This is a genomic window from Streptomyces sp. PH10-H1 (assembly GCF_030063355.1).
GTDB lineage: Bacteria > Actinomycetota > Actinomycetes > Streptomycetales > Streptomycetaceae > Actinacidiphila.
Map to the genome: position 1 here is coordinate 35,848 of NZ_JASISZ010000020.1, position 12,339 is coordinate 48,186.

The window sequence follows — 12,339 nt, forward strand, 5'->3', positions numbered from 1 at the left end:
GCGGCATCATCGGAGCGTCAACACTTCGACGCCCGACCTGGTCGCCCCACGCGGGCGCCTCTGAAAGCTGCCTATGCCCAGGGAAGGCTCGGTGCACCGTCCGGGTCCAGGCCGTACGGCCAGGCCCTTTTCAACAGGCGCTCCAGACCAAACCGCCCGTCCGTCCGGCGATCCTCGCGGGCATCGGCGGCCCGTCGCAAGAGCGCCTCCGCCCCCTCTTCGTCGCCGAATCGCCAGCGTTTCTCGACCAGCAGCGTCAGGCACTCATCGTTGCCGGCTTCGGCCGCTCGCCGCAGCAGCATCTCCGCCCCTTCCAGATCGCCAACGCGCTCCCGAATCCTGGCTAATTGCGTGATGGCGTCGCTGTAGCCGTCGTCGGCGGCTTGCCGCAGCAGACTCTCGGCTGCCTGTAGGTCGCCGGCGCGCTCCCGCATCGTGGCCAACCAGGTGATCGTGTTGTTGTCACCGGCCGTGGCGGCTCGTCGCAGTAGACTCTCCGCCCCCTCCAGGTCACCGGCGCGCTCCCGCAGTTCGGCAAGCCGCCGGAGCGCGCCCACGTCACCGGTCTCGGCGGCCTGTCGGAGGAGGTCTTGTGCTCTCTTCGGGTCGCCTGCTCGCTCTCGCCAGGTGGCCAACCGTGCGAGGGCAATGCTCCGGCCACGGCCGGCGGACCACCGCGTGAGAACCTCTGCCCCTTGGCGGTCACCTGCTCGCTCCCGCAGTTCAGCCAGCCAGACCAAGGCGCTCGTGTCGCCGCCGTCGGCAGCCCGCGCGGCAAGGGTTTCCGCTCCGTCCGGGTCGCCCGCCCTCTCGCGGATCTCGGTCAGCCGCATCAGGATGGGTGCGACGCTGACGTCCGGGCTCCCCCGCAGCAAGGCCTCAGCCCCGGTAGAGTCGCCCGCAGCCTCGCGCATGACAGCCAGGCGGAGCAGAGCGCTCGTGTCGCCGCTCACAATGGCTCGCCCTAACAGGAACTCTGCCGCGTCGAAGTCGCCTGCGCGCTCGCGCAGTTCGGCAAGGCTGATCAGGGCGCCAAGGTGGCTGGAGGACACGGCCCAGCACAGTAAGGCTTCTGCCGCGGCGAGGTCGCCTGCCTGCTCCCGCCGTTGCGCTAACCATCTCAGAGCCCGGTCGTCGCCGGCCGCGGCGCTCCGAAGTTCCAGGGCTTGCGCGGCCTCCTCGTCGCCCGCCGCTTGCTGTCGTTGGGCTAGCTCAAACAAGGCGTCCGTGTTGCCTGCTTCGGCGGCCAGCTGTAGCAGAACGTCCGCCGTCTGGAGGTCGCCTGTCTCCTCCCGGCATTCGGCCAGACGGACCAGGGCCTGGGTATGGCCAGCAGCTGCGGCTCGCAGCGCCAGAATCTCTGCTCCCTCTGGGTCACCCTCCCGTTCCCGCTGTTCAGCCAAGCCGACCAGAACCTTCATGTCCCCGGCGTCGGCGGCCCGCACCAGGAGGGCGTGTGCCGCCACCACGTCGCCGGCCTCTGTCTGCTGCTCGGCCAGACAAACCAGGGCGCCCGGGTCGCCGGCGTCGGCCGCCTTCTGCAAGAGGTGATGGGCCCAGCGCAGACGGTGCTTTGCCTCGGCGACACGGATCAACTCGATAAGGTCGTCGATGCGGGAGATGTGGGTGTGCGCGGCGTGCCAGAAAGACGCGGGCGGGCACTGATGGCGCCGGGTGGTGTGACCGTGCTGTTCGAGAAAATCGGCAAGTTTGAGTTGCGGTACGGCTGGCGTTTGTCCAGATGCATGCACATGCGTCGTGCCGGGGGGCTGGCGCTCGGGGCGCTGCCGGACGGGGCTGAGTGGCGCCTGCTTGCCGGGGACGGGTTCGGCAAGTTCGCGATATGCCCTGGACGCGGCTTGTGTCCAGTCCACGTCGAGCTGTTGGTAGTCGATGTCAGCGAGGTAGTCGACGGCGGCGTCGGTGAGGAACGCTTCGGGGAGATGGAGGCCGACTCCAAGGCGGCGGGCGTCCATGGCCGCTTCCAAGATCGCTTGGGCGACGGGGGTGCCCCCTTCATACCGGCGCAGGAGTTCGGGAGCACCGGCCAAGTCCTGCGTGACACGGCCGTGGGCGTCAGCGCGGGTCAGGGCATCGGAGATCAGGGCGTCCCCGCCAGCCGCCAGTAGCCGCGCGTTCGCCAGCGCGCTCTGGTCAAAGGCTTCCGCTACCGTGAAGCACCGTCCCCGGAGCAAGGTGCGGACTTGGCTGTGCCGCTCGTGGCCACTGAAACCGGGCAGCGCAAAGTAGCTGCTGACGTGATGGGGCCAGATCGTTCCCAAGACCAAGACCGGCGCACGCTCAGGCGTCACCAGCAGGTGGTGAACGGCCGCCGCGATCCGCTCTCCGTGGACCGCATCGCCGAGGTAGTGCTGGGCCTCGTTCAACCACACCACCGTGCGCGGCCCTACGCGGTGCAGATCCTCCAGCGCGGCCTCGGCTCGCGTCGGGTCGAAGGGATGCCACAACCGCCACCCCAGCTCGGCGAGCGGCTGCACCGCCTCCCAACAGGCCCGGGTCTTGCCCGTGGAAGAGGACCCCACCAGCACCACCATCCGACTCAGACCCCCAGTAACCTCCTGCACCGCATCGGCCAGCACTCGATCGTGCTCCCGCAGCACATACCCGGACAGCAACTGGCGCCCACTACGCCCAAGTACGTTGCCAACGGCTGCAACGCCGGCGGGATGCACCTCCAGATCGTGCGGATCCCACGTGGACAGCGGCCGCCCCGGCTCCGCTGAGTCTTCTGCCGCTGCCCGACTCGCGGGTGGGGCGGCCTGACGCCGGAGCTCCAGGAGCTCCTCCGCCGGAAGGTTCAGAGCCATAGCCAATGCCGCCACAGTCTCCAGGGACGGCACCGGGCCATCGGACCGCAGTGCCTCGTAAGCGGTCGTGCGCGCCAGCTTGGCGTTTGCGGCCAACTGCGTCTTGCTCAGACGCGCTGCTGCCAGGCCGTTCTCCAGGCGTCGCCGCAGGTCCGATAGCGCCTGTTGGGACCCCGCCCGCTCCTCGTGCATGGCGATCTTCCGCTCGTCGACGTCCGCATGTGCTCATCATCGTCCGAACGGACCCCGACGTACGTCGAAACTGGGACAACGGTCAGGTCAACGCCCGACCCACCAGGGGAGTCCATCGTGACCGTCACCCTCATCGTCCTGACCTCCGCCCTTGTGGTCGCCCTGGCCCTACTTGCGGCTCTCACGGCCGGAATCCTCGCGCGGACCGACGGCGCCACCGTCCCTAGCACCCTTGCGCGGGCAGCCGCCGTCTTCGCCGCTACCCTTACCCTCGCCAGTGCGATCACCGCTGCCCTGGCTACGGTGCTCCGCTGACCCGCAGCCACCCGGAAACGTCGCTGCGGTGCGTTTGTCCGAGCACCCGAAATCTGGCGGCACCGGCGCCCGTGAGCTGCGGATGACCACCTAAGCCGCCCAGCACGCGGCGAGCAACGCGGACTGGGCCCGCGCACGGCACCGCATCGACTGCCTACGGGGGCAGAAACGAACCCCGGCCGAGTTCGTGGACAGGCATCCTCTGACCAGCGCTACGCCGCGCGCCACGACCGCAGACGATCAGCGATGTCGAAGCTGTCCACCCGCAGAGCCTTCACGTCCTCGATGAGCGCGACCCACTGCTGCTCAGCGGCCAGCACAGTCGCCCCAGAAGCGGCGATGTAAGCGACAGCTACCCCGTATGCGAAGAATTCATTGCGGGCAGGGAGAGGACGCAGCAGCACGATCGTGTGCAGTAGCGCTGCCGCACGCCAGTACGCGTCGGGGTCGTCGACATCCCAGCGGGGCGTATTGACTCGGTGCCTGGCAACTGCCGCTACGAGCGGAGAATAGTCGTGCACCTGCAGGTCCTTGCCGAGCAGCTTCTCCTGCTGGGCAAGCAACCACCGGTGATCGATGTGCAGGTCCAAGATCAAGCCGCCTGATGGCCGCGACGGCCGGATTCCGGGAGCCCGCCGAAGGCGTCATCGAAGGCTGCGGCGAACCCAGGGCGCTGGACGGCCTCGTCGAACGCGGCGCTCGCGTGCGCAAGGAGCTCTTCGTTCTCCGCGTGCCGAGAAAGTTCGTCGAGGTAGGTCGCCAGGCTCATGCCGCGCTTAGCAGCGAGCTGCTTGAGGCGATCTCGTGTGCTTGCGTCCATACGGACGCTGGTGTCAGCCATCCACCCAGTATGCACGGGCGTATGCAAATCCGCATGCAGTCGTTGAACCTCGACCGTCGGCCGGATCGATCAGAGCTCCTCGAACAGCGCCGATTCGACCCGCCTAGTGGGGCGCTGTGCTACCCACCCAGATCCGAAGGCGTCAGCCGCGTACACGGTTCTGACGTGCTCGAAGCCCTGGTGCTGGTAGTACCTGTGCAGGCCGGTGTTGGTCGTCCAGGCGTCGAGTCGAAGCCACCTGGCGCCGCTGCGGGCGCCCCGGTCTCCACACCAGTCGAGGATGCGGGCACCGAGGCCGCCCCGTCGCCCAGGTTGCGCGAGGGTGAGCTTGTGGACGTACAGCGCCGGCTCCAGAACCTCCTCCGGTCGCCATAGGGCGGGGTCGGCCTTGGAGTCCACAGTCACAGTCGCTTCAGGGTCCTGGCTGCTCTCACAAAAAATGAGATAGACGTGCCCCGCCACGATGCTCTTGTGCAGAAGATCCTCTGGGTACGGCGTGGACCACTGGTCGCTACCACGCGCGGTCAACCATGCGGCGGCATCTGTTCGGAACTGCTGAAGCCGCGGGATATCGTCGAGCGAGGCCGTAATGATCTTCACTCGTCAGCCTCTACTGCGGGTACGGGCCGGCGACGCTTGTAGACGACGGTGTTGCGGACCGCAGGGAGCGCGAGCACGGTGACCTGGACGGGGCGGGCGTCCTTGGTGAACCCCGTGGTGACGATTTCGATGGCCTGGATAGAGCCAGCCCCCAGGGCGAGCCGTGCGTTCTCGTCCTCGGTGGTTGGGCGCGGTCGCAGTTCGTCGACGGCCTCTACGATTTCGTGGCCCAGTTCGGCCAGGACCTGATTCGTTCCTCGAGCCACGCTGCCAGGTGCCATCCAGTCGGTGCCGTCGACTAGGCGAAGCGGGACGTACGAGTCGTCGGTGTGTACGGCCACACCGTCCACGATGCTTGTTCGTCGCCGCACAGCGACGTGCTCTCGATCGCGCAGTCCCAGGCGGTGGCGAATGCGCTCGGAAGCTTCCTCTTCGGTGACGCCATCCATCCGAGTCTCACCGCTACGACGGACGGCCTCCACCAAGCGCGTCAGGATGTCCGCATCCTCGCTGGTAGGGGCTTCGAACTCCGTCTGCGGCAGGAAGACCAGAGGAGACCATTCCCGCACGTAAGCACCGCGGTTGCCCGGGCGCGTTTCGACGAGGCCCTCCTGGCGGAGTTTGTCGATCACCCTGTTTGCCGCGTTGCGGCTCAGCTTGTATTGAGTGCCGAGCGTTGCGGCGGGCGGCAGTTGGCCCTGCGAGCCGTCCGCGGGGCTGAACTCGCCGGCCTTGATCCGCTCACGCAGATCGTCGGTGGCGGCATCCACCGTCCACCGGCCATCCGCTCCTCGCGGATTCATCGTCGTCATGGGCGCACCTTACAACCTGACAGGTCAGGTCCCCCCCTGGGAGCGGCGGCGCGACTCTTTCCGGCCGTGGCTCGGAGAGGTGCCAGAGGGAGCCAAGCCGCCTCAAAATGCCCGACCTGACATGTCAGCTCTTGACGAGCTGGGACTAACGGCCTACGGTCGTGATCGACATCAACCTGACATGTCAGGTTGATGCAACGGCAGGACCGACGGCGGAAAGTTGCGAGAGCCCACATGCGCTTTGCATGTGCATTCGTTCGCCAGCTCGTTTCGCTCCTGCTAGTTCCTTCGAAGGCCTCGCTCCACAAAGGGGGCCGCCGTCGTGATTCAACAACTCCACAGAGTGATCTACCGCGTTCTTACGGCCGTGCCCAGACCAGCCGAGGCGAGTGGAGACCAGCCGGCCGAGAAAGGGGTGACTCCTACGACGTATCGCGCAGCCGGCTTCATAGAACGGCGCGGCGACATTACTACTGCAACGACCACCTGGGACTGATCTCCCTGGGCGCGAGCGGTCCGCACCGACTGAGATCAACGCGCGCTGGAAACGCGCACCGGTTACCAGTAACCGCAGTCGTCGACGCTCGCGTCTGCGAGCGCCGACGGCTGCGGCAACTCGTGACAGTCCGACGCGAACCTCGCCACGGCCTGCAACCAGACCGTGCTTCAGAGAGGACCGACCATGGCACTCATCACAGCTTCCCAGCTCTCGGCACTGGGCCCCCGATCGGCTTCCTATCCGTGGCACCACGCCGGTGAACAGTGCTCGAAGACGGACGACTCCCCTTACACGGGAGCTAATTGGACTGCCCCAGGGCCGTAATCCCTGGGGCCGTCAGGGACCTGGGTGGAGGCCCAATGAGCAGCATGACATCCATCGTGCTGAACCCGCGTTCGGGATGGATCTCGGAGGAAGAGGAACGGGACAACCAGCGCGGTTTCGAGCGGGACGAAACTGATATGGCCTTACAGCTGACGGTCCGGTTCGCCGGCAGCAAGCAGCGAGGTGCCTCGACCGGTTCCCGGCCCCGACGGACGCTTCGCACGCTGACGTCCGTTGCGCTGGTGCCGGTCACGAGCGGCACGGGGAGGGGCGCCGACGACTCCGGCCCCATCTGCGTCTTCTGGACGTGTCGTTGCCGTAACTGACGACCTGCATGAGCGCTACATGAGGGCGCACGGGGCCTTCGCGGAGCACTGCAAGCGGTGCGCTACCTGCGGCCCGGATCTCGCAAAGTGCGCCCAAGGCCGCCTGCTGTATGAGTCGTTCTGTCGACTCCAGGATGCCTACCTGGCTCGACAGAGGCAGCAGAGGTAGCGCGAGCCATCCAACGGTGTTTCCCGGGCCGGCTGCCCCAAGAAGGGGCAGCCGGCCGTTTCACGCCCACTGCCGGGGAACGACCCACGGCGCCCTGACCGACGGAGGATTCCCCATGGCATTGACTATCGGCGATAGGCGCGGCTTCGACGGAGACGCCGCCGTGCGGGACCGTCCGGCGTGTGAGAACGAAGACCCTGAACTGTTCTTCCCCATCGGCAACACCGGCCCGGCCCTGTTGCAGATCGAGGAGGCTAAGGCCGTCTGCCGTCGCTGCCGGCTCCGCGAGTCGTGCCTGCAGGAGGCACTGGATTCGGGTATGGCCGGGGTGTGGGGCGGCACGTCGGAGGACGAGCGACGTGCGATGAAGCGGCGCGCCGCACGCGCCCGCTCACGCACCACCACCTGAGGCCGCTCTGTGCTGGCGCGGATATGTCCTCGCCACGACGGTGCCTCGCCCAGCATCCCTCGCCCCGCCCGAAGAGCGCCGACGATCAGGGCTGACTACGCCCTGAGCCCACCCACAGACCACACCGGCAAAGCCCGGCCCCCACACCGTGTCACGCACACGAAGGAGACCGTCACGATGTTGAAGCTGTTCAGCGTCCTTCGTCGCATCCCCATCGGCCCGGACGACCTGGTCGTTCAGGCGTACGACCACTTGGAGAAGGCCAGGGACAACGAAGACATCGCGGCGGTGATGGCCGCGTGGGCGGCAGTGGCCTCCGCAGAGGTTCAGATCGCCGCGTACCTCAAGGAGCACCGCGGCTGAGACGCCGCACGTCAGCCGCTGCGGCCCGGCCGGACGCCTCCGGCCGGCGCGGCGGCTGTCCCATTTCCGCCAGGACCTCATCGTCATCGGCCACGGCGGGTTCGGAAAACCGGACTGGCTGCACACCACGAAAAAGAGGCCCCGTGCGAGGGGCCTCTCCTTGTACTTGCGACCGCTACCAAGGAGCGAACCGCATGGTCAACGCTACCAGCGCAGGTGGTGCCCTGTGAGCGCCACTGCCGTATCCCCGGACCATTCCAAAACGGCTGAGATCGCGGCCGTGCGTCCCCACTCCATGGCGACGGTCGCCACGCTCACCGCGCTGGCCGCCACCGTGCTGGCCTTGCTGGATCTCTTCGCTCACGGTCTCGGACTGGCGGCCCTGCACCTGGCCGTCGGCCTCGCCGTGTTCGGCGCGGTCCGGGTGTGCGTCGGGTGGGCCCTGAACCCCGACCCTCTGCCTAACCCGTACGACAATGCCTCGGAGAGCAGCCCATGAGCGCCCGCGTCGACATCCGCATGACCGACCTGATGCAGCAGGCCGAGGTCGACGCCCCGCGTGCGGGGGCCGTCCCCGACCTCATCGACCGCACGGCGGCGAAGGCCACCCTCACACCGGCTGCCGAGCAGCAACTGGCTGAAGCACCGGCCGACAGCAGCGACCCGCGCGCCATGAAGGCGCTCGCGATCATCGCCATCCTCGGCGGGGTGCTGCTCGCAGGGATCGGCTTCTCCGGCTCGTACAACACCCTGCGGCACCTCGCGCAGACCAAGGGCTTCGGCCTGTTCGCCTACGCGTTCCCCATCGGAATCGACGCGGGCATCCTGGTGCTGCTGGCGCTCGACCTGTACATGATGCGCAAGCGGATGCCGCTACCGATCCTGCGTTGGGCGGCCCACGGGCTGACCGCTGCGACCGTGGCGTTCAACGCGGCCGCCCCGGCAGGGCCGGTGATGAGCGACCCGCTCGCGGCGTCCATGCACGGCATCATCCCGACGCTGTTCATCATCGCCGTGGAAGCCGCCCGACACTACATCGGCCGAATGGCGGCCCTGCTGGCCGGTGACACCCCGCTCGGCTCGGTGCGGCTGGACCGGTGGATCCTCGCTCCGCTGTCCACGCCCCGCCTGGCCCGCCGGATGCGGCTGTACGGCATCACGTACAAGGAAGTCACCGCCCAGCACCAGCAGCTGCGGATCTACCGCGAGAGCTTGCGTCAGAAATACTTCACCGATCCGCGCGGCTGGCGGAAGGCAGCGACAGCGGACGAACTGCTGCCGTTCAAGCTCGGGCCGCTCGGACTCAGCGTGGAGGGTGCGCTGGCCATCCCGCTGGACGAGGAGACCAAGCGGATCGAACGGGAGGTGCGAGCCGCCGTTCAACGCACCGAGGCGGAGATTCAACGCGTCGAAACCGACGTTCAACTTGGCGCCGCCCGCATTCAAGCGGAGGTCAACCGGATCCGAGAAGAAGGCAAGCTGAAGATCGCCCGAGCCGAAGCGGAACGGGAGGCTCAGGCGGAGATTCAACGCGCCGAAGCCGACGCTCAACTGCGCGAGGCCAAACGCCAGTACGCACTCAAGCTCACCGCGGACCAGGCCAAGGCTGAAGCACAGCAGCTCGCCGACGAGACCGAGCGGCGCCGTACGCTCTCCCTCATCGAGCGGGAGAAAGTGCAGGCCAGCTGGGGCCTGCAGAAGCAGCAGATGGCTACGGAGGCCGCCGAGAACGAGCGGCGGATCCAGGCCGACTCCGCTGCCCGCGTACGCCGGGAGGAGGCCGCCCGTGCGGCCGGCTTCGCCGAGCAGGAGCGCCGCCGGGCCGAGGCGGAAGCCGCCCGGCTGAAGGCCCTCGAAGAGGCCGCTGAACGCGAGCGGCGTGCGGCTGAACACCGCGCTGTGGCGATGAGCAAGGACCTGGAGGAACAGCGCGACAGGGAGGAGGCCGCGGCCTCGCTCGCCCGGGAGGCGGCCTCGAAGGAGGAGGCGGCTGAACGTCTGGCACACGCGGCTGAACACGAGGCGCGGGCGGTTGAACAGGCCGCCCTGGCCCGGCTGTCGCAGGTCGAATGGGACGTGCGGCGGGTCGTCGCGATGATCCAGAGCCGCGGTGAGAGCGCGGTCACCGTCAAGTCCATCAGTGACGAGATGGGCATGTCCATCGGATCCGCACAGGACCGCAAGACCCGCGCCGTGGCGTATCTCAAGGACGCTGAGCCGGTGGGGTAAGGCCGGCCACAGCAGGAAACCGGAACCCGTGATCAGGCCTTCGGCCAGCTCCGTGGTGCCCTGCGCGGCGCCCCGTCGGCGCTCGGCCGATAGGGCGGCGCGCGCGGTCGGCTGCAGCTCCACCGGGCCGGTTGCTTCACCCACTCCGTCCGCCATGTCCCGACCTCGTCGAACGACCTGGTGGGCGCCTGCCGCAGCCCCGACCCCGCCATTACAGACCGTTGAAGCCAGGCGAGGCGAAGCGAGGCGAAGCGAAGGACAACGTCCCTGCGAACCCCTCCAAGAGTCCTCTACCGGGGGAAATGGAGGGCACCTGCCTTGGCGTTGCTTCGCCTCGCTTCGCCTTTCCGCTACTCAATGTGAGGAGACACGTCGTGGCAGACACCGCGGCTGCGGAGCCGGAGAGCCCCTCGGACTCCGCTGCACCCCAGTCCGCCGACACCGGCGACCATGCCCTGCAGAACACTCCGCAGCCCGCACCGGACCGGGCCCCGCAGCCACGATCATCGGCCCGTCGCCAGCCCCGGGCCGTACCGCTGCTCATTCACGGCACCAACGCAACCGGAATCGGCGTGGGCCTCGCCTACACCGTTGCCGGGGTTCCCGGGATCGTGGCCGCCGGGGCGGCTGGCGCCGCCATCGCTGCCGCGGCCCTGGCAGGCCGCAAGAAGCGCCCGGTCGCGGCCGCCCGCCGGTCCGCCGGACAGGGCGCAGGCAGCGCAGGCGGCTCGAGCCGAGGGGGCGGCCTCCTGGGAAGCGGCGCCGGGAGCGGGGGCGGTGCCGCCGGTGCAGGCGGTGGACGGCGCAGCGGTTCCCGCTCATCGGGCGCCGGATCCGGCGGTACCGGCGCGAACCGGTCGGGCGGGGGCCGGCACAGTGCTCCGGGCTCCCACAGCGGATCTGGGAACCGTGGTTCCGGGCAGGGCGGGTTGAACGGCCGGACGCCCGGGTTGAATGGCAGAGCGCCCGGATCGAGCGGCCGGGCAGGCCGATTGAACGGCCCGAAGCCGCGGCTGAATGGTGCAGGCGACCGAGTGAACGGTCGCGGAAGCCGGGCCTCTCAAGGCGCCGGCGGGAGTAACTGGACGGGTAAGGCCGGACGAACCCTCAAGGGTTGGGCGGGAAAGCTGCGCCGCGCCCAGGCCGGCACGGACAAGACGACTCCCGACGCCGCGAGCGGGACCCCGGCCAACGAGGCCGCGCCTGGTTCTACCGAAACTGCCGCTTCGCCGGCGACGCGCAAGGGTGGCCTGCGGAACACCCTGAGGGACTGGGCCGGCCGACTACGCCGCACCGCGACGGCGAAAGCCGCGCCGATCGCCGGCCGTATCTACCGGATGCGCCGACAGGCGGCCCGCAACCTCCGCCACGCGGCCCGAATGTCCGCAGCAGGCCTGCTCGCCGCCCTGGCCGGGGCCCTCACGCTGCCTGCCGGCATCGTGTGGGGCCTGTGGCGCACCACCACCGGCCACCGGGATCCGCTCCATGCCTTCGGCTACCCGGTGCGCCTGGTCATCCGGATCTGGCGGACGTTCTACCGCCGGTCCAAGGCCCGCTGCGAGCTCGACGCCCGCGCGGACGAACTCACCCTCACTGTCACCGAACCCCGAAAGGACACCGATCCCGTGAGCGGACCTACGCTTGCCGGCACCCATGTGCTCGACGGCCGCACCGCGAAGTTCGCCCTCGCCATGGGCGAGACGCACGCCGCGTACACCGGCTACAGCCCGCAGAGCATGATGGAGGTCGCCGCGGAGTACGCGGGCCTACCCAACGGGCTCCGCGCGGCAGCCAGCACGGTGCGCGACATGGCCGTCAACTGCGACCAGAAGTGGCCCTGCAGCAAGCGGGCCATCGCCAAGCTGGTCGAGGCGGTCGGCGCCCTGGAGATCGCCGGTGCGCGCTCCGAGGCGATGACCACGCTGTTCCGCACGGTCCACAAGTTCGACATCGCACGGTTCCACAGCCCCCGGACGAACGAGTTCAAGTGGAACGTCACCGCAACCGGCTCGATGGTCTCGGACAGCGCCATGTTCCTGCCGGGGCGGATCGAGGCGGGGTGCGTGCTCATGGCCACCCTGTACCGGACGTACGAGCCGACTCACATGATGGAGGTCGGCAGCGAGTACCTGGGCATGGGCCTGGGGCTGCGGGACCTGGCGGCCGCGCTGCAGGCGCTGCGCGATCGGACCCGCGACGTGTATCCGGTCGACGACCGGGTCGTCGACGAGCTGGGCGCCATCCTCGCTCTGCTCCAGGCAGCTGCTGATCACGCGACGCTCGCCGGCCAGCTGTTCCTGGAGGACCACCACCTGGAGATCAGCCACAACACGCACCCACGCAAGGGACTCAGCAGCGAGGGTATGTGGAACACCCCTCGCCACTGACTCGGCCCGCTCCTCTGCACATCGGTGGCGTCCCGCACCTCGCGG

At 68.6% G+C, this 12,339-nt stretch carries 12 protein-coding genes; 7 read left to right on the forward strand and 5 right to left on the reverse strand.

What is annotated here, in order from left to right; genetic code table 11:
- Nucleotides 1-71: 71 nt before the first annotated feature.
- Nucleotides 72-3,020, reverse strand: coding sequence for a hypothetical protein (locus QMK24_RS14935; RefSeq protein ID WP_283466342.1), 2,949 nt, complete (start codon nucleotides 3,018-3,020; stop codon nucleotides 72-74).
- A 117-nt stretch (nucleotides 3,021-3,137) separates the two neighbouring features.
- Here QMK24_RS14935 and QMK24_RS14940 point away from each other — a divergent pair, with 117 nt between their 5' ends.
- Nucleotides 3,138-3,335: a hypothetical protein gene (locus tag QMK24_RS14940; protein WP_283466343.1), complete on the forward strand. Its 198-nt coding sequence runs from the start codon at nucleotides 3,138-3,140 to the stop codon at nucleotides 3,333-3,335.
- Between the two features lie 212 nt (nucleotides 3,336-3,547).
- Here QMK24_RS14940 and QMK24_RS14945 read toward each other — a convergent pair whose 3' ends face one another.
- The 4 genes from QMK24_RS14945 to QMK24_RS14960 form a co-directional block, all read right to left on the reverse strand.
- Nucleotides 3,548-3,925, reverse strand: coding sequence for a toxin Doc (locus QMK24_RS14945; RefSeq protein WP_283466344.1), 378 nt, complete (start codon nucleotides 3,923-3,925; stop codon nucleotides 3,548-3,550).
- 2 nt (nucleotides 3,926-3,927) lie between these two features.
- A complete protein-coding gene (locus QMK24_RS14950; RefSeq protein ID WP_283466345.1) occupies nucleotides 3,928-4,176 on the reverse strand; it encodes a YlcI/YnfO family protein in 249 nt (82 codons plus the stop codon).
- A 69-nt stretch (nucleotides 4,177-4,245) separates the two neighbouring features.
- Nucleotides 4,246-4,776, reverse strand: a complete 531-nt coding sequence (locus tag QMK24_RS14955) for a GNAT family N-acetyltransferase (protein ID WP_283466346.1) — start codon at nucleotides 4,774-4,776, stop codon at nucleotides 4,246-4,248.
- On the reverse strand, nucleotides 4,773-5,588 hold the full coding sequence (locus QMK24_RS14960; protein WP_283466347.1) for a GntR family transcriptional regulator: 816 nt from the start codon (nucleotides 5,586-5,588) through the stop codon (nucleotides 4,773-4,775). The genes QMK24_RS14955 and QMK24_RS14960 overlap by 4 nt, the downstream gene beginning before the upstream one ends.
- An 858-nt stretch (nucleotides 5,589-6,446) precedes the next feature.
- Here QMK24_RS14960 and QMK24_RS14965 point away from each other — a divergent pair.
- The 6 genes from QMK24_RS14965 (at nucleotide 6,447) to QMK24_RS14990 (ending at nucleotide 12,294) form a co-directional block, all read left to right on the forward strand.
- Nucleotides 6,447-6,737: a hypothetical protein gene (locus tag QMK24_RS14965; protein ID WP_283466349.1), complete on the forward strand. Its 291-nt coding sequence runs from the start codon at nucleotides 6,447-6,449 to the stop codon at nucleotides 6,735-6,737.
- Between the two features lie 284 nt (nucleotides 6,738-7,021).
- The gene (locus QMK24_RS14970; RefSeq protein WP_283466350.1) at nucleotides 7,022-7,315 is read left to right on the forward strand and encodes a WhiB family transcriptional regulator; all 294 of its coding nucleotides are present in this window, start codon (nucleotides 7,022-7,024) and stop codon (nucleotides 7,313-7,315) included.
- A gap of 177 nt (nucleotides 7,316-7,492) precedes the next feature.
- Nucleotides 7,493-7,678 carry a hypothetical protein gene (locus tag QMK24_RS14975; protein ID WP_283466351.1) on the forward strand — a complete coding sequence of 62 codons (186 nt, stop codon included), beginning with the start codon at nucleotides 7,493-7,495 and terminating at the stop codon, nucleotides 7,676-7,678.
- 226 nt (nucleotides 7,679-7,904) lie between these two features.
- Nucleotides 7,905-8,177 carry a hypothetical protein gene (locus QMK24_RS14980; protein ID WP_283466352.1) on the forward strand — a complete coding sequence of 91 codons (273 nt, stop codon included), beginning with the start codon at nucleotides 7,905-7,907 and terminating at the stop codon, nucleotides 8,175-8,177.
- The gene (locus QMK24_RS14985; protein WP_283466353.1) at nucleotides 8,174-9,907 is read left to right on the forward strand and encodes a DUF2637 domain-containing protein; all 1,734 of its coding nucleotides are present in this window, start codon (nucleotides 8,174-8,176) and stop codon (nucleotides 9,905-9,907) included. The genes QMK24_RS14980 and QMK24_RS14985 overlap by 4 nt, the downstream gene beginning before the upstream one ends.
- A gap of 1,034 nt (nucleotides 9,908-10,941) precedes the next feature.
- Nucleotides 10,942-12,294 carry a hypothetical protein gene (locus QMK24_RS14990; protein WP_283466354.1) on the forward strand — a complete coding sequence of 451 codons (1,353 nt, stop codon included), beginning with the start codon at nucleotides 10,942-10,944 and terminating at the stop codon, nucleotides 12,292-12,294.
- Nucleotides 12,295-12,339 lie beyond the last annotated feature (45 nt).